The organism is Streptomyces nitrosporeus (assembly GCF_008704555.1).
GTDB lineage: Bacteria > Actinomycetota > Actinomycetes > Streptomycetales > Streptomycetaceae > Streptomyces > Streptomyces nitrosporeus.
Map to the genome: position 1 here is coordinate 3,152,962 of NZ_CP023702.1, position 21,852 is coordinate 3,174,813.

The following is a 21,852-nucleotide window of genomic DNA, read 5'->3' on the forward strand; positions in this document are numbered from 1 at the left end:
CACACGGAATGTCGATGTGTCGCTCGTCTTCACTCACGCCAGCGTATCCGGTCCCGTTTGGATCACCGTGGGCGCCTTCCCGCCACCGCCGGTATGTTCGGGATCAGCTCATACGATCAGGAGTTGTCGCTTTGTCCCACACCGCCGCAGGTACCGAACCGGACACCCCCCGGCCGGAGGACGACCACGCGTTCTTCGGACAGCCGCGGGGTCTGATGACGCTGTCCGGTCTGGAGGTCTGGGAACGGTTCTCGTTCCTCGGGATGCAGGCCATCCTGGTCCTCTTCTTCGCCGACTCGGTCGCGAACGACGGCATGGGGATGGACCCGGGCACCGCCGCCTCCGTCTCCGCCGCCTACGGAACGCTCGTCTATCTGGTGTCCGTCGCGGGCGGCTGGCTGGCGGACCGCATCCTCGGCTCCTACCGGGCCGTCCTGTACGGCGGGATCCTCATCGCCTGCGGCCACTACGCGATGGCCGTGCCGACCGCCGCGATGACCTGGGTGGGCCTGGGCCTGATCAGCGCGGGCACCGGTCTGCTCAAGCCCAACGTGGCGTCCATGGTCGGCAAGCTGTACCGCACCGAGGACGAGCGCCGGGACGCCGGGTTCGCCCTCTACTACATGGGGATCAACATCGGCGCCTTCGCCGGTCCGCTGGTCACCGGCTGGCTCGGCGACCACGCCGGCTGGCACTGGGGTTTCTCCGCCGCGGCCGTCGGCATGACGTTCGGGCTGATCCAGTACGTGGCGGGCCGGCGTCACCTGGCCGGGCGCAAGGACACGGCGGAGTACGCCCTGGCGCCGGGGCCCATGCGGCGGGCGGTGCTCATGATCGCGGGCGGGGCGGTGGTGGTGGCCGCGGCGGCGGCCGGCCTCGCCCTGGCCGGGTGGCTCACCATGGACCGCTTCGTCGACGTCCTCACCCTGATCTCGGTGATCGCCCCGGTCGTGTACTTCGTGGTGATGTTCAGGAGCCCCCGGGTGACCTCCGCGGAACGCGGCAGGCTGCGGCCGTACGTCGTGCTCTTCCTGGCCTCGGTCGTCTTCAACTTCATCCTCTTCCAGGCGTACTCGACGATGATGCTGCTCGCCTCGACGAACGCCCGCACGGAGATCTTCGGCTACCACTTCCCGGCGAGCTGGTACGCCTCGGCGCTCGGGGCGTTCGAGGTGGCGCTGGCACCGGTGGTGGCCGCCGTGTGGGCGCGGATGGGCAAGCGCCAGCCGCACGCCTCCAACAAGATCGCGATCGGGGTGGTCCTCGGCGGGCTGTCCTTCCTGCTGATGGTCCTGCCGACCTCCGGTCACGCCGACGGCACCTACAAGATGGCCGCCTGGTGGATCGTCGGCTCCTACCTGCTGCTGGGTCTCGGCGACATCCTGCTGGAGACCTCGGGCATGTCCGCCACCACGAAGCTCGCCCCGCAGGCGTTCGCGAGCCAGACGATGGCGCTGTGGTTCCTGTCCCTGGCCCTCGCCAACGGCATCCAGGCACAGATCGTGAAGCTCTACGGCGAGGTCTCCAACCCCGCTTACTTCGGTGTCAATGGCGCTGTCGCGGTGGTGGCCGGTGTGGCCGTCATCGCCGCCGCTCCCTGGCTCAGGCGCACCATGCACCCCGTCCACTGAGGTACCGCCATGCGCATCCGGACCGAATTCCCGTACGAGACGACCCACGAGGACCTCTACATCCCCCTCGCGGACGGCACCCAGCTGTACGCGCGGATCTGGCGGCCGGTCACCGACGAACCGGTGCCCGCCCTGCTGGAGTACCTGCCTTACCGGCTCAGCGACTGGACGGCGCCGCGCGACCAGCAGCGCCACCCCTGGTACGCGGGCCACGGCTACGCCTCGGTGCGGGTCGACGTGCGCGGGCACGGCAACAGCGAGGGGACGCCGGGCGACGAGTACTCCGCGACGGAGCTCGCGGACGGGGTCGCCGTGGTGCACTGGCTCGCCCAGCAGGAGTGGTGCTCGGGCCGGGTCGGTATGTTCGGCATCTCCTGGGGCGGCTTCAACTCGCTCCAGATCGCCGCGCTCGCCCCCGAGCCGCTGAAGGCCGTCGTCACGGTCTGCTCCGCCGACGACCGCTACGACAACGACGTCCACTACATGGGCGGCTCGGTCCTCGGCGTCGACATGCACGCCTGGGCGGCCACCATGCTGGCCTTCGTCTCCCGCCCGCCGGACCCGGCGGACGTGGGCGCCGACTGGCGGCAGATGTGGCTGGACCGGCTGGAGACCGTGGAGCCGTTCATCCACACCTGGCTGGCGCACCAGAGCCGCGACGACTACTGGAAGCACGGCAGCGTCTGCGAGGACTACGGGGCGATCAAGGCGAACGTCCTGGCGGTGGGCGGCTGGCACGACCCCTACCGCGACACCGTGCTGCGGCTCGTGGAGCACCTGGACCCCGGGCGGGTACGCGGGCTGATCGGCCCCTGGTCGCACCAGTACCCGGACCGGGGGCTGCCCCCGGGGCCCGCGATCGGTTTCCTCCAGGAGACGCTGCGCTGGTGGGACCAGCACCTCAAGGACAAGGACACCGGGGTGATGCACGAGCCCCTGCTGCGGTCCTGGATCAGCGGATCGCACCGGCCGGCCACGTCCTACGAGACGCTGCCGGGCCGCTGGGTCGGCGACGCCGTCTGGCCGTCGGACAAGGTCTCCACGGTGGCCTACGCCCTGGCGGGCGGGGCGCGGATCGTACGGTCCCCGCAGTACACCGGGGTGGACGCGGGACGTTTCTTCCCGTTCGGCAACGAGGCGGACCTGCCGCCCGACCAGCGGGACGAGGACGCCAGGTCGGTGTGTTTCGAGTTCCCCGTCGAGGACGCCCCGATCGAGATCCTCGGCCGGCCCCGGGTACGCCTGAGGATCCGGTGCGACGTACCGCGCGGGCAGGTCGTCGCCCGGCTCTGCGACGTGGCCCCGGACGGCGCCTCGACCCTGGTGACCCGGGGCGCCCTCAACCTGGCGGCCCGGCACGGACGCGACCGGGTGGAGGACTGGCCGGCCGGGGGGACGGAGGAGGTGTCCTTCGAGCTGAACGGCATCGGCCACACCTTCCCGCCCGGCAACCGCATCCGGATCGCGTTCTCGTCCGCGTACTGGCCGTGGATCTGGCCGCAGCCGGGCTCCGACGCGGGCTTCGTCCTGGAGGCCGACGGCAGCCTGGTCGAACTGCCGGTGCGCCGGCACACCGAGGACCCGGGGATCTCCTTCGGCGAGCCCGAGCAGGCGGAGCCGCTGGAGGTCGTCTTCCCGGCCACGCTCCAGGAGCAGCGCCCCGAGCGGCTGGTGGTCCGGGACGTCGCGAAGGGCGAGTGGCGCCTGGAGGTCGACCCGCGCTACGGCGGCACCCGGATCTACCCCGACGGGCTGGAGTTCACCGAGGACGCCCTGGAGACGTACACCGTCCAGGAGGACGACCCGCTGTCGGCGAGGGCCCGGTCCGACTGGACGATCCGGCTGCACCGGCCGGAGATGGGGTGGGACGTACGCATCGGGACCCGCTCCGAGACGGCCGCGGACGCGCACGACTTCATCACCTCGAACGAGGTGGTGTGCCGGGAGGGCGACGAGGTCGTCTTCCACCGGACCTGGGAGAAACGGATCCCCCGCACGGCGGGCTGACGCGCCCGCCCCGAACGGCCGTCACGGAGCCGCCCCGGACCGCCATCCCGGAGTCGCCCCGGACGGCCGTCACGGAGCGGCCGTCACGTACCGGTCGTCACGGAGCGGCCGTCACGTGCCGGTCGTCACGTAGCGGCTGTCGCGTGCCGGTCGTCACGTACCGGTCGTCACGTAACTTTCCGGGCGTCACGCCTTCTTGGCGGCTGCCACCGGGCGGGGACACCGACGTAACGTGTCCCCCAAGCGACCTGGAAAGCGAGGCAGCAACCGATGTCCGAGCAGAGCAGTCCGCTCGATCTGGCCGAGGGCGACCCCTTCGGCCCGCACAACCTTCCCTACGGTGTGTTCTCCACCCCCGGACACCCCGGGGACCGCAGGGTCGGCGTCCGTATCGGCGGCCATGTACTGGACGCCGGGGCCGCCGCGCACGCCCTGGGCTCGCCCTACGCCCGGCTGCTGGCGCAGCCGAGCCTGTCCCCCCTGCTGGCGGCGGGGCGTACCGCCTGGCGTGACGTGCGGCGGGCGCTGACCGCGTGGGTGACCGTGCCGGCGCACCGCGCGGACGTCGAACCGCTGCTGCACCCGGTGGACGCCGTGACGCTGCACCTGCCGTTCGAGGTCGCGGACTACGTCGACTTCTATGCCAGCGAGCACCACGCCACCAACGTCGGGAAGATCTTCCGGCCCGACGGCGCGGCCCTCACCCCCAACTGGAAGCACCTGCCGATCGGTTACCACGGCCGGGCGGGGACGGTGGTCGTCTCGGGCACGGACGTGGTGCGGCCCTCGGGGCAGCGCAAGGCCCCGGCCGACCCGGTACCGGTGTTCGGGCCATCGGTGAAGCTGGACATCGAGGCGGAGGTCGGCTTCGTCGTCGGCGTCCCCTCCGCCCAGGGCGCCCCCGTGGCGCTCGGGGACTTCCGCGAGCACGTCTTCGGGCTCTGCCTCCTCAACGACTGGTCGGCCCGGGACATCCAGGCCTGGGAGTACGTGCCGCTGGGCCCCTTCCTCGGGAAGTCCTTCGCCACCTCCGTATCGGCGTGGGTGACCCCGCTGGAAGCCCTGGACGCCGCGCGTACGGCGCCGCCCGCGCGGGACTTCGAGCTGCTGCCCTACCTGGAGGACGCGGACGAGGAGGAGCCGGGCGGCTTCGACATCAGGATCTCCGTGGAGATCAACGGGCAGACCGTCGCCGAGCCGCCGTTCGCCTCGATGTACTGGACGGCCGCCCAGCAGCTGGCCCAGATGACGGTGAACGGCGCCTCGCTGCGCACCGGCGACCTCTACGGATCGGGCACCGTCAGCGGCCCGGAGCCCGGCGAGCGCGGTTCACTGCTCGAACTCACCTGGAACGGCCGGGACCCGCTGGACCTGGCCGAGGGAAAGCGGACGTTCCTGGAGGACGGCGACACGGTGACCCTGACCGCCTGGGCACCGGGGCCGCACGGGACGCGGGTCGGCCTCGGCGACGTCACCGGACGGATCGTCCCGGCGCCGTGAACAGGCCCTCCCCCTCCCTGGCCCTCCCGGAGGAACTGCTGCTGCTCGCCCTCGATCCGGTGCGGGGCAAGCCCCGCTGCCGCAACCGGAACCTGGAGTACGGGATCGCCGGGGCGGTGCTGGCGGAGCTGGAGCTGCGCGGGCACATCCGGGCGGAGGGCGGGCGGGTGCACGTGGTCGGCCCGCTGTGCCCGCCGGACCCGCTGCTCGCGGTGCTGCTGCGGACCCTTCCGGCAGCGGACGAGCGCCGGTTCTTCTCCGGGACGTCCGCCAAGGGGTGGGTGCGGAAGAACGCGGGGCAGGCCGGGGGGCTGTACCTGGACGCGCTGGTCGGGCGCGGGGTGCTGCGCCGGGAGAGCCGCCGGTTCATCGGGCTGTTCCCCTACCACCGGCATCCGGCGGCCGACGGGGACTTCACGGCGCGGGTGCGGCAGCGCTTCCCGGCCGCCCTGGCGGCGGCCCCGACCGACCTCCGCGACCGGCTGCTGGTGGCGCTCGCGGCGGCCGTCGAACTGCCGGCGGCCCTGAACACCGGTGACCGCCCGGCCCGTGCCGCGATGAGGTCCCTGACCAAGGAGATATGGCAGGCGGACGCGGTGCGCCGCAACGTCGCCCAGGACAAGAGCTCGGCCGGGGGCGGCGGGGGCGGAGGCGGCGGGAGCGGCGGGGACGGCGGGGGCGAGTGACGCGGGGCGGCCGGGGCGGGCCCACCCCGGCGGTCAACGACGCGTGAGTCGTGCACACGTGCGGGTGGCCCCGATCCGGTTGCGGGCGGATACGCTGGAACGACCCGCGAGACTGCTTCGTATGGGAGCACTGATGAGCGTCGGACCCGAGGCACCCGAGCCGCGGTGGGCGGTTCCGCCCGTAGGCGGCTGGACCGCCGATGACCTGGACACACTCCCGAATCTGCCTCCGCACACGGAGCTGATCGACGGGAGCCTGGTTTTCGTGAGTCCGCAGACCGTTTTCCACGAGCGCGCGATCGACTACCTCAAGTGGCAGTTGCAGTCCTTCGCGCCGGCCGATCTGGAGGTCTTCCGCGAGTTCACCATCGATGTCGACTTCCAGAACCGCCCCGAACCCGATGTCGTCGTCGTGCGCGCCGACGCCGTCGAAAGTCTGCGGCAGACACGCTTCTCCGCCGAGTCCGTACTCCTGGCGGTCGAGGTGGTGTCCGACGAGTCCGTCACACGGGACCGGGAGACCAAGCCCGTGAAATACGCGCGGGCCAGGATCCCGCACTACTGGCGGGTGGAGAACCAGGGCGGGCGGGCGGTGGTCTATGTTTTCGAACTGGAGCCCGCGACCGGCGCCTACACCTCCACCGGGATCTTCCACGACCGGATGAAGGTGGCCACGCCCTTCCCCGTCGATCTCGACCTGAACGCGATCGTCGCCCGGCGCCGGGCGGCACAGGAGTAGACGGCGCGGGCCGCACCCGGCCCCAGGAGTCCCAGGAACCCTAGGGGTCAGTCGAACTCCGGGGGTTCCTCGTCCCAGCCGAAGTGCGTGTCCGGGGCGGCGGCCTCCGAGCGTACGGGTGCCGGGCGTGCTGCTTCCGGGACGCGCGGGCCCGCGACCGGTGCGGGCGCCGGCGGGGCGGCGGGGGTGTCCGTGCCGTCACCGTCCGTGCTGTCACCGCCCGCGCCGGTGGCGCCCGCTCCGTCCAGTTCGGCCAGGACCTCCAGCACCCCCTCGCCGTACGTCGCCAGCTTCTTCTCGCCGAGGCCGCTGACACCGCCCAGCTCCGCCAGTGACCCGGGGCGCAGAGCCGCGATCTCCCGCAGTGTCGCGTCGTGGAAGATGACGTACGCGGGGAGGCCCAGCTCCTTGGCCTGGGCCGCGCGCCAGGCGCGCAGGGCCTCGAAGACCGGCACGGCCTCGGCCGGGAGGTCGACGGGAGCGGCCTTGGCCTTGCGTTCGCCCCGGGCGGAGGTCCTGGTGGTCGGCTTCTTCGGCTCCTTGCGGAGCAGGACCTCGCGCTCCCGGCGCAGCACGGTGCCGCTGTCCTCGGTGAGGACCAGCGTGCCGTACTCCCCCTCGACCGCGAGCAGGCCCTGGGCCAGCAACTGGCGGACCACACCGCGCCATTCGGCCTCGGCCAGCTCCTCCCCGATACCGAAGACCGAGAGCTGGTCGTGGTCGAACTGGATGACCTTGGCGGTCTTGCGGCCCAGCAGGATGTCGATGATCTGGCCGGTACCGAACTTCTGGTTGCGCTCCTGCTTCAGCCGGACCACCGTCGACAGCAGCTTCTGGGCGACGACCGTGCCGTCCCAGGTCTCGGGCGGGGTGAGGCAGGTGTCGCAGTTGCCGCAGCTCTCCCCGCCGGGCTCCTGGCCGAAGTACGTCAGGAGCTGGGCGCGGCGGCACCGCACGGTCTCGCAGAGCGCCAGCATCGAGTCGAGGTGCGCGGCGGCACGGCGCCGGAACGCCTCGTCGCCCTCACCGCCCTGGATCAGCTTGCGCTGCTGGACGACGTCCTGGAGGCCGTAGGCCATCCAGGCCGTGGACGGCGCCCCGTCACGGCCGGCGCGGCCGGTCTCCTGGTAGTACCCCTCGACGGACTTGGGCAGGTCGAGGTGGGCGACGAAGCGGACGTCCGGCTTGTCGATGCCCATGCCGAAGGCGATCGTCGCGACGACGACCAGGCCCTCCTCACGCAGGAAGCGCGACTGGTGGGCGGCGCGCGTGGCGGCGTCCAGACCCGCGTGGTAGGGAACGGCCTCGATGCCGTTCCGGGAGAGGTACTCGGCGGTCTTCTCCGTGGCGTTGCGCGAGAGGCAGTAGACGATGCCGGCGTCCCCGGCGTGCTCCTCCTGGAGGAAGGTGAGGAGCTGCTTCTTGGGGTCCGACTTCCCGACGATGCGGTACTGGATGTTGGGGCGGTCGAAGCTGGCGACGAAGTGCTTCGCCTCCGGCATGCCGAGCCGCTGGGTGATCTCCCGGTGGGTGGCCTCGGTCGCCGTGGCCGTCAGCGCGATCCGCGGGACATCGGGCCAGCGCTCGCCCAGCACGGAGAGGGCCAGGTAGTCCGGGCGGAAGTCGTGGCCCCACTGGGCGACACAGTGCGCCTCGTCGATGGCGAAGACCGAGATCTCGCCCCGGGCCAGCAAGGAGAGCGTGGAGTCCAGGCGCAGCCGCTCGGGCGCCAGGTACAGCAGGTCGAGCTCGCCCGCCAGGAACTGGGCCTCCATCGAGCGGCGCTCGTCGAAGTCCTGGGTGGAGTTCATGAAACCGGCGCGGACGCCGAGGGCGCGCAGGGCGTCCACCTGGTCCTGCATGAGCGCGATCAGCGGGGAGACCACGATGCCGGTGCCCGGCCTGACCAGGGCGGGGATCTGGTAGCAGAGGGACTTGCCGCCGCCCGTGGGCATGAGGACGACCGCGTCGCCGCCCTCGACGACATGGTCGATGACCGCGCCCTGCTCACCGCGGAACGTCTCGTACCCGAACACCCGGTGCAGCGTCTGCCGCGCCGCGCTCTCGGTCGTCACACTCATCGTTCCGCCTGTCCGTGCCGTCGTGCCGGCCGTGCCGTCCCATGTCTTCCGCGTCCACCATAGGCGCCGGGTACGACAACGCCGGACGGGCTTGACTTCCCGGCCCGTCCGGCGTTCTCGCTGTGTGGTCCGGCCGTCACCGCACGAACACTCCCGCGGTGTTCGCCAGGTCGAGGAAGTACTGCGGGGCCAGGCCCAGCACCAGGGTGACCGCGACGCCCACGGCGATCGTGGTCATCGTCAGCGGGGACGGGACGGCGACCGTGGGGCCGTCCGCCTTCGGCTCGCTGAAGAACATCAGGACGATGACCCGGATGTAGAAGAACGCGGCGATCGCCGAGGAGATGACACCCACGACGACCAGGCCGGACGCCCCGCCGTCGGCCGCCGCCTTGAAGACGGCGAACTTGCCGGAGAAGCCCGAGGTGAGCGGGATGCCGGCGAAGGACAGCAGGAACACCGCGAAGACCGCCGCGGTCAGCGGCGAACGGCGTCCCAGTCCGGCCCACTTCGACAGGTGGGTCGCCTCTCCGCCCGCGTCCCGCACCAGGGTGACCACGGCGAACGCGCCGACCGTCACGAAGGAGTAGACGGCCAGGTAGAAGAGGACCGAGGAGACGCCCTCGGGACTCGCCGCGATGACGCCCGCGAGGATGAAGCCCGCGTGCGCGATCGAGGAGTAGGCCAGCAGCCGCTTGATGTCGGTCTGGGTGATCGCGACGACCGCCCCGCCCACCATCGTGACGATGGCGACACCCCACATGACCGGCCGCAGATCCCAGGTGAGGCCCGGCAGGACGACGTACAGCAGGCGCAGCAGCGCGCCGAAGGCGGCGACCTTGGTGGCCGCGGCCATGAAGCCGGTGACCGGGGTCGGGGCGCCCTGGTAGACGTCCGGGGTCCACATGTGGAACGGCACGGCGCCGACCTTGAAGAGCAGGCCCATCAGGATCAGCGCGCCGCCGATCAGCAGCAGCGCGTCGTTGCCCATGGTCTGGGCGAGCGCCGGATCGATCTCCTGGACGCTGCCGTCGACCACGCTCGCGATCCCGGCGTAGGAGACGGTGCCCGCGTAGCCGTAGAGCAGGGCGATCCCGAAGAGCAGAAAGGCCGAGGAGAAGGAGCCGAGGAGGAAGTACTTCACCGCGGCCTCCTGCGACATCAGCCGCTTGCGGCGGGCGACGGCGCAGAGGAGGTAGAGCGGGAGGGAGAACACCTCCAGCGCGATGAAGAGGGTCAGCAGGTCGTTGGCGGCCGGGAAGACCAGCAGGCCCGCGACCGAGAACAGCAGCAGCGGGAAGACCTCGGTGGTGGTGAAGCCGGCCTTGACCGCCGCCTTCTCGCTGTCGCTGCCGGGGACCGAACCGGCCTGGGCCGCGAAGGAGTCCACCCTTCCCCACGCTCCCGGCTTCGTCCGGGCAGCGGACGCCGCGTCCTTGTGGGCCGCCGGTTCCAGGCGCCGCTCGGCGAAGGTGAAGACGGAGAAGACCGCGACCAGCAGGATCGTGCCCTGGAGGAAGAGGGCCGGGCCGTCCACCGCGATGGCGCCCATGGCGGCGAGACCCGCGCTCTTCTTCGCGTACCCGTCGGCGGCCAGCCCGATGACCGCGGCGAACGACGCGGCCAGCGCGACGACCGTCAGGAAGACCTGCGCGGTGTACCGGGTGCGGCGGGGGAGGAACGCCTCCACCAGGATGCCGAGTACGGCGGCGCCCACCACGATGAGCACGGGCGCCAGTTGGGCGTACTCGATGTCCGGTGCGGTGAAGGTGTCGCCCGGCGCCGCGGAGGTCACCCCGCCCGCCGTCGTCCACAGTGCGTGGACAGCTGTTGCGCTCACTTGGCGGCCTCCACCTCGGGCTGGGGGTCCTTCTTCTGTACGTCCTGCATGGTGTGCTGCACCGCCGGGTTCACGATCTCGGTGACGGGCTTCGGGAAAACCCCCAGGAAGACCAGCAGGGCGATCAGCGGGAGGGCCACCGCCAGCTCGCGGACCCGGAGGTCGGGCATCGCCCGCACGCTCTCCTCGACCGGCCCCGTCATCGTCCGCTGGTAGAGGACCAGGACGTAGAGCGCGGCGAGCACGATGCCGACGGTGGCGACGACACCGGCCGCCGGATACGCGCTGAACGCGCCGACCAGGACCAGGAACTCACTGACGAACGGGGCGAGTCCGGGCAGCGAGAGCGTCGCCAGGCCGCCGATCAGGAAGGTCCCGGCCAGCACCGGGGCGACCTTCTGCACCCCGCCGTAGTCGGCGATCAGGCGCGAGCCGCGCCGGGTGATCAGGAAGCCCGCGACCAGCATCAGCGCCGCCGTCGAGATCCCGTGGTTGACCATGTAGAGGGTCGCGCCGGACTGGCCCTGGCTGGTCATCGCGAAGATGCCCAGCACGATGAAGCCGAAGTGGGAGATCGAGGCGTAGGCGATGAGCCGCTTGATGTCCCGCTGGCCCACCGCGAGCAGGGCCCCGTAGATGATGGAGACCAGCGCCAGGACGATGATCACCGGCGTCGCCCACTTGCTGGCCTCCGGGAAGAGCTGGAGGCAGAAGCGGAGCATCGCGAAGGTGCCGACCTTGTCGACGACCGCGGTGATCAGGACGGCGACCGGGGTGGTCGCCTCCCCCATGGCGTTGGGCAGCCAGGTGTGCAGGGGCCAGAGCGGCGCCTTCACCGCGAAGGCGAAGAAGAAGCCGAGGAACAGCCACTTCTCGGTACTGCTCGCCATCTCCAGGGTGCCGTCGGCGCGGGCCGCGGCGATCTCCGAGAGGGAGAAGCTGCCCGCGACCACGTAGAGGCCGATGACGGCGGCCAGCATGATGAGCCCGCCGGCCAGGTTGTAGAGGAGGAACTTGACGGCCGCGTAGCTGCGCTGGGCCGCCGCGTTCTCCTCGGTGCCGGAGTGCGCCCGGTCGCCGAAGCCGCCGATGAGGAAGTACATCGGGATGAGCATGGCTTCGAACAGGATGTAGAAGAGGAAGACGTCGGTGGCCTCGAAGGAGAGGATCACCATCGCCTCCACCATCAGGATCAGGGCGAAGAAGCCCTGGGTGGGGCGCCAGCGCGAGGAGGTCTTCCCGTCGGGGTCGGCGTCGTGCCAGCCGGCCAGGATGACGAAGGGGATCAGCAGCGCGGTGAGGCCGAGCAGCGCCACCCCGATGCCGTCGACGCCCAGCTCGTACCGGACGCCGAAGTCCTTGATCCAGGCGTGCGATTCGGTGAGCTGGTAGCGGTCGCCGCCCGGCTCGAAGCGGGCGAAGACGACGCCCGCGAGGACGAGCGTGCCCAGGGAGAAGAGCAGCGCCGTCCATTTGGCGGCCGTGCGGCGCGCGGCCGGGACGGCGGCGGTGGCGATCGCCCCGATGGCCGGGAGGGCCGCCGTCGCTGTCAGGAGGGGAAAGGACATGGGATCAGACCGCCCTCATCAGCAGGGTCGCGGCGATGAGTACCGCCGTACCGCCGAACATCGAGACCGCGTAGGAGCGGGCGTAGCCGTTCTGCAGCTTGCGCAGCCGGCCGGAGAGCCCGCCCATGGAGGCGGCCGTGCCGTTGACGACGCCGTCGACCAGGGTGTGGTCGACGTAGACCAGGGACCGGGTGAGGTGTTCGCCGCCGCGGACCAGGACCACGTGGTTGAAGTCGTCCTGGAGCAGGTCGCGCCGGGCCGCCCGGGTGAGCAGCGAGCCGCGCGGGGCGGTGGTGGGGACCGGCTTGCGGCCGTACATCATCCAGGCGACGGCGACACCGATGACCAGGACCACCATGGTGGCGGCGGTGACGGTGGCCGCGCTGACCGGGGCGTGCCCGTGGTCGTGCCCGGTGACCGGCTCCAGCCAGTGCATGAAGCGGTCGCCGACGGAGAAGAACCCGCCGGCGAAGACCGACCCGAAGGCCAGCACGATCATCGGGATCGTCATCGACTTCGGTGACTCGTGCGGGTGCGGCTCGTGGCCGTTCGCGTCCGGCTGCCAGCGCTTCTCGCCGAAGAAGGTCATCAGCATCACGCGTGTCATGTAGAACGCGGTGATCGCGGCGCCCAGCAGGGTCACCGAACCGAGGATCCAGCCCTCGGTGCCGCCCTTGGCGAAGGCCGACTCGATGATCATGTCCTTGGAGAAGAAGCCGGACAGGCCGGGGAAGCCGATGATCGCGAGGTACCCGAGGCCGAAGGTGACGAAGGTGACCGGCATGTGCTTCCGCAGGCCGCCGTACTTGCGCATGTCCACCTCGTCGTTCATGCCGTGCATGACCGACCCGGCGCCGAGGAAGAGCCCGGCCTTGAAGAAGCCGTGCGTCACCAGGTGCATGATCGCGAAGACGTAGCCCACGGGGCCGAGGCCCGCGGCCAGGATCATGTAGCCGATCTGGGACATCGTGGAGCCGGCGAGGGCCTTCTTGATGTCGTCCTTCGCGCAACCGACGACCGCACCGAAGAGCAGGGTGACCGCGCCGACGATCACGACGACCAGCTGCGCGTCGGGCGCCCCGTTGAAGATCGCGCCGGAGCGGACGATGAGGTAGACCCCCGCGGTGACCATGGTGGCCGCGTGGATGAGGGCGGAGACCGGGGTCGGGCCCTCCATCGCGTCGCCGAGCCAGGACTGCAACGGCACCTGGGCGGACTTGCCGCAGGCCGCGAGGAGCAGCATCAGCCCGATCGCGGTGAGCTTGCCCTCGCCCGTGTCGCCGGCCGCCTCCAGCACCGGGCCGAAGGCGAACGTACCGAAGGTGGTGAACATCAGCATGATCGCGATGGACAGGCCGATGTCACCGACGCGGTTGACCAGGAACGCCTTCTTAGCGGCGGTGGCCGCGCTGGGCTTGTGCTGCCAGAAGCCGATGAGCAGGTACGACGCCAGCCCGACGCCCTCCCACCCGAGGTAGAGCAGCAGGTAGTTGTCGGCGATGACCAGGACGAGCATCGCCGCGAGGAAGAGGTTGAGGTAGGCGAAGAACCGGCGGCGGCGTTCGTCGTGCTCCATGTAGCCGATGGAGTAGACGTGGATCAGTGTGCCCACGCCGGTGATCAGCAGGACGAACGTCATGGACAGCTGGTCCAGCTGGAAGGCCACATCGGCCTGGAAGCCCTCGACGGGCACCCAGCTGAACAGCTTCTGGTGCAGGGCGCGGTCCTCGGCGTCCCGGCCCAGCATGTCGGTGAAGAGCAGCAGTCCGATGACGAAGGACGCCGCGGCGAGCACGGTGCCGATCCAGTGGCCGGACCGGTCGAGCCGGCGGCCGCCGCAGAGCAGGACCGCCGCTCCGAGCAGGGGCGCCGCGACCAGCAGCGCGATCAGGTTTTCCACGACTGCGACCCCTTACAGCTTCATCAGGCTGGCGTCGTCGACCGAGGCCGAGTGGCGGGAGCGGAACAGCGACACGATGATCGCGAGTCCGACCACGACCTCCGCGGCGGCGACGACCATCGTGAAGAAGGCGATGATCTGGCCGTCGAGGTTGCCGTGCATCCGGGAGAACGCGACCAGCGCGAGGTTGCAGGCGTTCAGCATCAGTTCGATGCACATGAACACCACGATCGCGTTCCGCCGGATCAGCACCCCGGAGGCACCGATGGTGAACAGCAGGGCCGCGAGGTAGAGGTAGTTGACCGGATTCACTTGGCGACCTCCTCCCCTTCGTCCGCGTGGTCCTCCGGCGCCCGGACGGTCCCGGACGCCTGGTTCTTCGATACCTGGGCCCGGTCGGCCGGGATCCGGCCGAGGCGCTCACCGGACCGCTGCTCCAGCGCCTTGAGGTCGGCGAGCGCCTCACCGGACACGTCCCGGATCTGGCCGCGCCTGCGCAGGGTCTGCATGACCGTCAGCTCGGACGGGGTGCCGTCCGGAAGGAGGCCGGCGATGTCCACCGCGTTATGCCGGGCGTAGACGCCCGGGGCGGGCAGCGGCGGTACCTGGGCGGTGCGCACCCTCTCCTGGGAGAGCTCCCGCTGCGTCCTGGCGCGTTCGGTGCGCTCCTGGTGGGTCAGCAGCATCGCGCCGACCGTCGCCGTGATCAGCAGGGCGCCGGTGATCTCGAACGCGAAGACGTACTTGGTGAAGATGAGGTTGGCCAGGCCCTCGACGTTCCCGCCGTGCAGGGCGTTCGCGGCGCCGAGGCCGGCGAAGTGGCTCAGCGAGGCCTGGCCGATACCGGCGATCAGGAGGATGCCGAAGCCGAGTCCGCAGCCCACGGCCAGCCAGCGCTGCCCCTTGATGGTCTCCTTCAGGGAGTCCGCCGCGGTGACGCCGACGAGCATGACGACGAAGAGGAACAGCATCATGATCGCGCCGGTGTAGACGACGATCTGGACGATGCCGAGGAAGTACGCGCCGTTGGCGAGGTAGAAGACCGCCAGCACGATCATGGTGCCGGCCAGTGACAGCGCGCTGTGCACGGCCTTCTTCATGAGGACCGTGGCGAGCGCGCCGACGACGGCGACGGTGCCCAGCAGCCAGAACTGCACGGCCTCCGGGGTGGAGGCGGCTGCGGCCAGGGGGGTGGTCACGCGTCCACCTCCTTGTCGGCCTCACCCTTGGAGACGGCCTGCTGGCGCTCCGTGCCGGGGGCGGCCCCGGTCACCAGACCGCGGTAGTAGTCCTGTTCGTCCATACCGGGGTAGATGGCGTGCGGGCTGTCGACCATGCCCTCCTCCAGCCCCGCGAGGAGCTCGTCCTTGGTGTAGATGAGGCTCGCGCGGGTGGTGTTGGCCAGCTCGAACTCGTTGGTCATGGTCAGTGCCCGGGTGGGGCACGCCTCGATGCAGAGCCCGCACAGGATGCAGCGCGCGTAGTTGATCTGGTAGACGCGGCCGTAGCGCTCCCCGGGGGAGTAGCGCTCCTCGTCGGTGTTGTCCGCGCCCTCCACGTAGATCGCGTCGGCGGGACACGCCCAGGCGCACAGCTCGCAGCCGACGCATTTCTCCAGGCCGTCGGGGTGGCGGTTGAGCTGGTGCCGGCCGTGGAAGCGCGGTGCCGTGACCTTCGGCGTCTCCGGATACTGCTCGGTCAGCCGCTTCTTGAACATGGCCTTGAAGGTCACGCCGAAGCCCGCGACCGGGTTCATGAACTTGTCCCCTGAGGGCTCCGATGGCTCAGACACCGTCGGCCTCCTTTCCGTTACCCGCGAGGTCGTCACTCTGAGTGTCAGGCCCGCCACTGACAACGAGCTCCCGCTCGCGTCGCGGTGTGCGGCGCGGTACCGGCGGCAGGCTCTGGCCGGGCAGCGGCGGCACCGGGAATCCGCCCGCCATCGGGTCGAACTCCCGCTCCGGCGGCGCCGCTTCCTCCTCGGCCCGGGCCTTGCGGTCGCGGAAGGTGTCGGCGACGAAGGAGATCAGCAGGACCGCGATGACCGCGCCGACGACGTAGTACACGATCTGCGAGAAGTCGTAGCCCTCGTTGCGCAGCGCCCTGACCGTGGCGACCAGCATCAGCCAGACCACGGAGACCGGGATGAGGACCTTCCAGCCGAGCTTCATCAGCTGGTCGTAGCGGACCCGCGGGAGCGTGCCGCGCAGCCAGATGAAGAAGAAGAGGAGCAGCTGGACCTTGAGGACGAACCAGAGCATCGGCCACCAGCCCTGGTTGGCGCCCTCCCAGAAGGTGCTGATCGGGTACGGGGCCCGCCAGCCGCCCAGGAACAGCGTCACCGAGACCGCGGAGACGGTGACCATGTTGACGTACTCCGCGAGCATGAACATCGCGAACTTGATCGAGGAGTACTCGGTGTTGAAGCCGCCGACCAGGTCGCCCTCGGACTCGGGCATGTCGAACGGCGCGCGGTTGGTCTCCCCGACCATCGTGACGACGTAGATGATGAAGGAGACCGGCAGCAGGATCACGAACCAGCGGTCCGCCTGCGCCTCGACGATCTGCGAGGTCGACATCGACCCGGAGTAGAGGAACACCGAGGCGAACGCGGCGCCCATCGCGATCTCGTAGCTGATCATCTGGGCGCAGGAGCGCAGTCCGCCGAGCAGCGGGTACGTCGATCCGGAGGACCAGCCGGCGAGCACGATGCCGTAGATGCCGACGGAGGCGACCGCGAGGATGTAGAGCATCGCGATCGGCAGGTCGGTGAGCTGCATCGTCGTACGGTGACCGAAGATCGACACCTGGCCGTCGGCCGGGCCGAACGGGATCACCGCGATCGCCATGAACGCCGGTGCGGCGGCGATGACCGGCGCCAGGACGTAGACGACCTTGTCGGCCCGCTTGACGACGACGTCTTCCTTGAGCATCAGCTTCACGCCGTCGGCGAGCGACTGGAGCATGCCCCAGGGGCCGTGCCGGTTCGGGCCGATGCGCAGCTGCATCCAGGCGACGACCTTGCGCTCCCAGACGATGGAGAAGAGCACCGTCACCATCAGGAACGCGAAGCAGAACACCGCCTTGACGACGACGAGCCACCACGGGTCCGTGCCGAACATCGAGAGATCCTCGGCGGCCAGTACGGTCCCCCGGGGGGCCGTGGCGAGTTGAGCGAGGCCGGTCACTCTCCTACCTCCGATGTCACGACTGCGTCCGCCGGTACGGCGTGGGCCCCCGGGGCGGCGGGGTGGATCCGGACCAGTCCGCCCGGCCGCACACCCGTGTCGGCCAGGACCCCCCGGCCGGTGGAGTCGAGCGGCAGCCAGACCACCCGGTCCGGCATGTCGGTGACCGCCAGCGGGAGTTCGGTGGTGCCGGCCGGGCCGCTGACGGCGAGCAGGTCGCCGTCCTTCACCCCGGTCTCGGCGGCGGTCGCCGCGGAGAGCCGGGCGAGCGCCGGGTGCCGGGTGCCGGCCAGCGCCTCGTCGCCCACCTGGAGGAGGCCCCGGTCGAGCAGCATCCGGTGGCCCGCCAGGACCGCCTCGCCGTCGCCGGGCCGGGGAACCGGCCGGGACTGCGTCCGCGGGTCGTCGGCCCACGGGCCCTGCCATCCGCCGAGCCGGTCCAGCTCCCGCCGGGCGGCCGCCAGGTCCGGCAGCCCCAGGTGTACGTCGAGGGCGTCGGCCAGCATGTGCAGCACCCGGGCGTCGGTCGGGCAGAGGGTGCGGGTGAGCTGTTCGGGCTTCAGCGCGGCTTCGAACATCCGGGCCCTGCCCTCCCAGTTCAGGAAGGTGCCGGGCTTCTCGGCGACGGCGGCGACGGGCAGCACCACGTCGGCCCGCTCGGTCACCGCGCCCGGCCGGAGCTCCAGCGAGACGAGGAAGGGGACCTCGTCCAGGGCCGCCAGGGCCAGCGCCGGGTCGGGCAGGTCCTCCGGGTCGACGCCCGCGACCAGCAGGGCGGCCAGTTCACCGGAGGCGGCCGCCTCCACGATCTGGCCGGTGTCCCGCCCCAAGCGGCCGGGGAGTCCGGCCACGCCCCAGAGGGACGCCACCTCTTCCCGGGCCCGCGGGTCGGCCGCCGGACGGCCGCCGGGCAGCACCGACGGGAGCGCGCCCGCCTCCAGGGCGCCGCGTTCGCCGGCCCGGCGCGGGATCCACACCGGTGTGGCGCCGGTGGCGGCGGCGGTGCGCAGGGCGGCGGTCAGCGCACCGGGCACCCCGGCGAGCCGTTCACCGATCACGATCAGTGCCCCGTCACCGCGCAGCGCCTCGGCCGCGGCGGTGCCGTCGGCCTCCAGGCCGACCCCGCCCGCCAGTGCGTCCAGCCATTCGGTCTCGGTGCCCGGGGCGGCGGGGAGCAGGGTGCCGCCCGACTTCGTCAGGCCCCGGGTGGCGTACGGGGCGAGGGAGAAGGTCCGCTGCCCGTGCTTGCGGTGGGCCTTGCGCAGCCGCAGGAAGACGCCGGGGGCCTCCTCCTCCGACTCGAAGCCCACCAGCAGGACGGCCGGCGCCTTCTCCAGCGCGGTGTAGGTGACACCCGTGCCGTCCAGGTCGCGGCCGCGGCCGGCGACCCGCGCGGCGAGGAAGCCGGCCTCCTCCGCGCTGTGCACCCGGGCCCGGAAGTCGATGTCGTTGGTGTCCAGCGCGACCCGGGCGAACTTGCTGTACGCGTAGGCGTCCTCGACGGTGAGCCGGCCGCCGGTGAGGACACCGGTCCGGCCGCGTGCCGCCGAGAGTCCGGCCGCCGCGGCGGCCAGCGCCTCCGGCCAGCCCGCCGGCTCCAGGACCCCGTCGGCGTTGCGTACCAGCGGGGTGGTGAGGCGGTCGCGCTGCTGGGCGTAGCGGAAGCCGAAGCGGCCCTTGTCGCAGAGCCACTCCTCGTTGACCTCGGGGTCGTCGGCGGCGAGCCGCCGCATGACCTTGCCGCGCCGGTGGTCGGTCCGGGTGGCGCAGCCGCCGGCGCAGTGCTCGCACACCGACGGGGAGGACACCAGGTCGAAGGGGCGGGAGCGGAAGCGGTACGCCGCCGAGGTGAGCGCCCCGACCGGGCAGATCTGGATGGTGTTGCCGGAGAAGTACGACTGGAAGGGGTCGCCCTCGCCCGTACCGACCTGCTGGAGCGCGCCGCGCTCGATCAGCTCGATCATCGGGTCGCCCGCCACCTGGTTGGAGAACCGGGTGCAGCGGGCGCAGAGCACGCACCGCTCGCGGTCCAGCAGCACCTGGGTGGAGATCGGGACCGGCTTCTCGTACGTCCGCTTCTTCCCGTCGAAGCGGGAGTCGGCCTGTCCGTGCGAGACGGCCTGGTTCTGCAGGGGGCACTCGCCGCCCTTGTCGCAGACCGGGCAGTCCAGCGGGTGGTTGATGAGCAGGAGCTCCATCACCCCCTTCTGGGCCTTCTCCGCGACCGGTGAGGTGAGCTGCGACCTGACCACCATGCCGTCGGTGCAGGTGATGGTGCAGGAGGCCATCGGCTTGCGCTGGCCCTCCACCTCGACGATGCACTGCCGGCAGGCACCGGCCGGGTCGAGCAGCGGATGGTCGCAGAAGCGCGGGATCTCGATGCCGAGGAGTTCGGCGGCCCGGATGACCAGGGTGCCCTTGGGCACGGAGATCTCGATGCCGTCGATGGTCAGCGTGACCAGGTCCTCGGGCGGAACGGCCGCCTCGCCGCCCCCGGAGGGCGCACTCGTCGTGACTGTCATGCGTTCACCCCCCGGTGAGCGTTCGTGTCGTCCTTGTCGTCGGCCCAGAGAGTCGACCTGGCGGGGTCGAAGGGGCAGCCCTTGCCGGTGATGTGCTGCTCGTACTCCTCGCGGAAGTACTTCAGCGAGGAGAAGATCGGCGAGGCGGCGCCGTCGCCGAGGGCGCAGAAGGACTTGCCGTTGATGTTGTCGGCGATGTCGTTCAGCTTGTCGAGGTCGCTCATGGCGCCCTTGCCGGCCTCGATGTCGCGGAGGAGCTGGACGAGCCAGTACGTCCCCTCGCGGCAGGGTGTGCACTTGCCGCAGGACTCGTGGGCGTAGAACTCGGTCCAGCGGGTGACGGCGCGGACCACGCAGGTGGTCTCGTCGAAGCACTGGAGCGCCTTGGTGCCGAGCATGGACCCGGCGGCGCCGACGCCCTCGTAGTCGAGGGGGACGTCGAGGTGCTCCTCGGTGAACATCGGGGTGGAGGAGCCGCCCGGCGTCCAGAACTTCAGCCGGTGGCCGGGCCGCATCCCGCCGCTCATGTCGAGCAGCTGGCGCAGGGTGATGCCGAGCGGGGCCTCGTACTGGCCGGGGCCGGCGACGTGGCCGCTGAGCGAGTAGAGCGTGAAGCCCGGGGACTTCTCGCTGCCCATGGACTTGAACCAGTCCTTGCCCTTGTTCAGGATCGAGGGAACCGAGGCGATGGACTCGACGTTGTTCACCACGGTGGGGCAGGCGTACAGACCGGCGACGGCGGGGAAGGGGGGACGCAGCCGGGGCTGGCCGCGCCGTCCTTCGAGGGAGTCGAGCAGCGCCGTCTCCTCACCGCAGATGTAGGCGCCCGCGCCCGCGTGCACGGTGAGTTCCAGGTCGAGGCCCGAGCCCAGGATGTCCTTGCCGAGGTAGCCCGCCTCGTATGCCTCGCGTACGGCCTCGTGCAGCCGCCGCAGTACGGGCACGACCTCGCCGCGCAGGTAGATGAAGGCGTGCGAGGAGCGGATCGCGTAGCAGGCGATCACGATGCCCTCGATCAGGCTGTGCGGGTTGGCGAAGAGGAGCGGGATGTCCTTGCAGGTGCCCGGTTCCGACTCGTCGGCGTTGACCACCAGGTAGTGCGGCTTGCCGTCGCCCTGCGGGATGAACTGCCACTTCATGCCGGTGGGGAAGCCGGCGCCGCCGCGTCCGCGCAGACCGGAGTCCTTCACATAGGCGATGAGGTCGTCCGGTGACATGGCCAGCGCCTTGCGCAGGCCCTCGTACCCCTCGTGGCGGCGGTAGGTGTCCAGCGTCCAGGACCTCTCCTCGTCCCAGAAGGCGGACAGCACCGGGGCCAGGAGCTTCTCCGGGCTGGTTCCGTCCCTGTCGATCTCGGCTGCCAACGTCATCACTCCCCCTCCTCGGCTGCGGGCCCGGCCGGGTTGTCCGGGTCCGAGGCCGCGGTCTGCTGCGGTGCGTCGTGGGAACTGAGGTGCCCGGCGCCCTTCTGGGGGCGCTCGTGCGGGGCCTCCCCGCGCGGGCCGACCACCCGGGCCGGGCCGGTGGCCTCGCCCTTGGCCAGCTTCAGCCCGATCAGCGAGGCGGCTCCGGCCCCGCCGCTCGCCTCGACGGCTCCGGGCCGGGTGTCGGGGAAGCCGGCCAGGATCCGGGCCGTCTCCTTGTAGGTGCACAGGGGGGCGCCGCGGGTGGGTGCGACGGGGCGGCCGGCGATCAGGTCGTCCACGAGGGCGGTGGCGCTCTCGGGGGTCTGGTTGTCGAAGAACTCCCAGTTGACCATCACCACGGGCGCGTAGTCGCAGGCCGCGTTGCACTCGATGTGTTCGAGGGTGACCTTGCCGTCCTCGGTGGTCTCGTCGTTGCCGACGCCGAGGTGGTCCTTGAGCCGGTCGAAGATGGCGTCGCCGCCCATGACCGCGCAGAGGGTGTTGGTGCAGACCCCCACCTGGTAGTCACCGCTCGGCCGGCGCCGGTACATGGTGTAGAAGGTGGCGACGGCGGTGACCTCGGCGGTGGTGAGGCCGAGCACCTCGGCGCAGAAGGCCATGCCCGTACGGGAGACGTGCCCTTCCTCGGACTGCACCAGGTGCAGCAGCGGCAGGAGCGCGGAACGGCTGCCGGGGTAGCGGGCGATCACCTCCTTCGCGTCCGCTTCGAGCCGGGCGCGTACGTCGGCCGGGTAGGCGGGGGCGGGGAGCTGCGGCATCCCCA

Annotated in this window: 16 protein-coding genes; 5 read left to right on the forward strand and 11 right to left on the reverse strand. The window is 71.0% G+C overall.

Annotated elements, in window-relative coordinates; genetic code table 11:
- The first annotated feature begins 131 nt into the window (after positions 1-131).
- From CP967_RS13840 to CP967_RS13860, 5 genes are all read left to right on the forward strand, one after another.
- Complete coding sequence (locus tag CP967_RS13840; RefSeq protein WP_150488280.1) at positions 132-1,631, forward strand: peptide MFS transporter; 1,500 nt, start codon at positions 132-134, stop codon at positions 1,629-1,631.
- Between the two features lie 9 nt (positions 1,632-1,640).
- Complete coding sequence (locus CP967_RS13845; protein WP_150488281.1) at positions 1,641-3,638, forward strand: CocE/NonD family hydrolase; 1,998 nt, start codon at positions 1,641-1,643, stop codon at positions 3,636-3,638.
- 270 nt (positions 3,639-3,908) lie between these two features.
- Complete coding sequence (fahA, locus tag CP967_RS13850; protein WP_150488282.1) at positions 3,909-5,138, forward strand: fumarylacetoacetase; 1,230 nt, start codon at positions 3,909-3,911, stop codon at positions 5,136-5,138.
- Positions 5,135-5,824 carry a GOLPH3/VPS74 family protein gene (locus CP967_RS13855; RefSeq protein WP_150488283.1) on the forward strand — a complete coding sequence of 230 codons (690 nt, stop codon included), beginning with the start codon at positions 5,135-5,137 and terminating at the stop codon, positions 5,822-5,824. Before fahA ends, CP967_RS13855 begins: the two co-directional genes overlap by 4 nt.
- Positions 5,825-5,957: 133 nt before the next feature.
- Positions 5,958-6,563 (forward strand): Uma2 family endonuclease, encoded by a 606-nt coding sequence (locus tag CP967_RS13860; protein ID WP_150488284.1) that lies wholly within the window; start codon positions 5,958-5,960, stop codon positions 6,561-6,563.
- Between the two features lie 47 nt (positions 6,564-6,610).
- Here the strand turns inward: CP967_RS13860 and recQ are convergent, their stop codons facing one another.
- From recQ to nuoE, 11 genes are all read right to left on the reverse strand, one after another.
- Entirely contained in the window at positions 6,611-8,644 is a 2,034-nt protein-coding gene (gene recQ / locus CP967_RS13865) for a DNA helicase RecQ (protein WP_150488285.1), read from the reverse strand.
- A gap of 136 nt (positions 8,645-8,780) precedes the next feature.
- Positions 8,781-10,484 carry an NADH-quinone oxidoreductase subunit NuoN gene (nuoN, locus tag CP967_RS13870; protein WP_190175158.1) on the reverse strand — a complete coding sequence of 568 codons (1,704 nt, stop codon included), beginning with the start codon at positions 10,482-10,484 and terminating at the stop codon, positions 8,781-8,783.
- The gene (locus CP967_RS13875) at positions 10,481-12,052 is read right to left on the reverse strand and encodes an NADH-quinone oxidoreductase subunit M (protein WP_150488286.1); all 1,572 of its coding nucleotides are present in this window, start codon (positions 12,050-12,052) and stop codon (positions 10,481-10,483) included. Before CP967_RS13875 ends, nuoN begins: the two co-directional genes overlap by 4 nt.
- Positions 12,053-12,056: 4 nt before the next feature.
- Positions 12,057-13,952: an NADH-quinone oxidoreductase subunit L gene (nuoL, locus tag CP967_RS13880; protein ID WP_150488287.1), complete on the reverse strand. Its 1,896-nt coding sequence runs from the start codon at positions 13,950-13,952 to the stop codon at positions 12,057-12,059.
- Between the two features lie 12 nt (positions 13,953-13,964).
- The gene (nuoK, locus tag CP967_RS13885) at positions 13,965-14,264 is read right to left on the reverse strand and encodes an NADH-quinone oxidoreductase subunit NuoK (RefSeq protein ID WP_073744124.1); all 300 of its coding nucleotides are present in this window, start codon (positions 14,262-14,264) and stop codon (positions 13,965-13,967) included.
- Positions 14,261-15,151, reverse strand: coding sequence for an NADH-quinone oxidoreductase subunit J (locus CP967_RS13890; RefSeq protein WP_150488288.1), 891 nt, complete (start codon positions 15,149-15,151; stop codon positions 14,261-14,263). Before CP967_RS13890 ends, nuoK begins: the two co-directional genes overlap by 4 nt.
- Positions 15,148-15,744 carry an NADH-quinone oxidoreductase subunit NuoI gene (gene nuoI, locus CP967_RS13895; RefSeq protein ID WP_150488289.1) on the reverse strand — a complete coding sequence of 199 codons (597 nt, stop codon included), beginning with the start codon at positions 15,742-15,744 and terminating at the stop codon, positions 15,148-15,150. The genes CP967_RS13890 and nuoI overlap by 4 nt, the downstream gene beginning before the upstream one ends.
- Complete coding sequence (gene nuoH / locus CP967_RS13900; protein WP_150488290.1) at positions 15,737-17,140, reverse strand: NADH-quinone oxidoreductase subunit NuoH; 1,404 nt, start codon at positions 17,138-17,140, stop codon at positions 15,737-15,739. Before nuoH ends, nuoI begins: the two co-directional genes overlap by 8 nt.
- The gene (locus CP967_RS13905) at positions 17,137-19,662 is read right to left on the reverse strand and encodes an NADH-quinone oxidoreductase subunit G (protein ID WP_150488291.1); all 2,526 of its coding nucleotides are present in this window, start codon (positions 19,660-19,662) and stop codon (positions 17,137-17,139) included. Before CP967_RS13905 ends, nuoH begins: the two co-directional genes overlap by 4 nt.
- Entirely contained in the window at positions 19,659-21,032 is a 1,374-nt protein-coding gene (nuoF, locus tag CP967_RS13910; protein WP_150488292.1) for an NADH-quinone oxidoreductase subunit NuoF, read from the reverse strand. The genes CP967_RS13905 and nuoF overlap by 4 nt, the downstream gene beginning before the upstream one ends.
- On the reverse strand, positions 21,032-21,847 hold the full coding sequence (gene nuoE / locus CP967_RS13915; RefSeq protein WP_150491837.1) for an NADH-quinone oxidoreductase subunit NuoE: 816 nt from the start codon (positions 21,845-21,847) through the stop codon (positions 21,032-21,034). Before nuoE ends, nuoF begins: the two co-directional genes overlap by 1 nt.
- Between the last annotated feature and the right edge of the window lie 5 nt (positions 21,848-21,852).

What these genes read in the sequence shown, in the direction of transcription:
- recQ (WP_150488285.1), bottom strand. Translation starts at nt 8,644, where the DNA reads ATGAGTGTGACGACCGAGAGCGCGGCGCGGCAGACGCTGCACCGGGTG.
- nuoE (WP_150491837.1), bottom strand. Translation starts at nt 21,847, where the DNA reads ATGCCGCAGCTCCCCGCCCCCGCCTACCCGGCCGACGTACGCGCCCGG.
- CP967_RS13875 (WP_150488286.1), bottom strand. Translation starts at nt 12,052, where the DNA reads ATGTCCTTTCCCCTCCTGACAGCGACGGCGGCCCTCCCGGCCATCGGG.
- CP967_RS13860 (WP_150488284.1), top strand. Translation starts at nt 5,958, where the DNA reads ATGAGCGTCGGACCCGAGGCACCCGAGCCGCGGTGGGCGGTTCCGCCC.
- CP967_RS13845 (WP_150488281.1), top strand. Translation starts at nt 1,641, where the DNA reads ATGCGCATCCGGACCGAATTCCCGTACGAGACGACCCACGAGGACCTC.
- fahA (WP_150488282.1), top strand. Translation starts at nt 3,909, where the DNA reads ATGTCCGAGCAGAGCAGTCCGCTCGATCTGGCCGAGGGCGACCCCTTC.
- nuoF (WP_150488292.1), bottom strand. Translation starts at nt 21,032, where the DNA reads ATGACGTTGGCAGCCGAGATCGACAGGGACGGAACCAGCCCGGAGAAG.
- CP967_RS13905 (WP_150488291.1), bottom strand. Translation starts at nt 19,662, where the DNA reads ATGACAGTCACGACGAGTGCGCCCTCCGGGGGCGGCGAGGCGGCCGTT.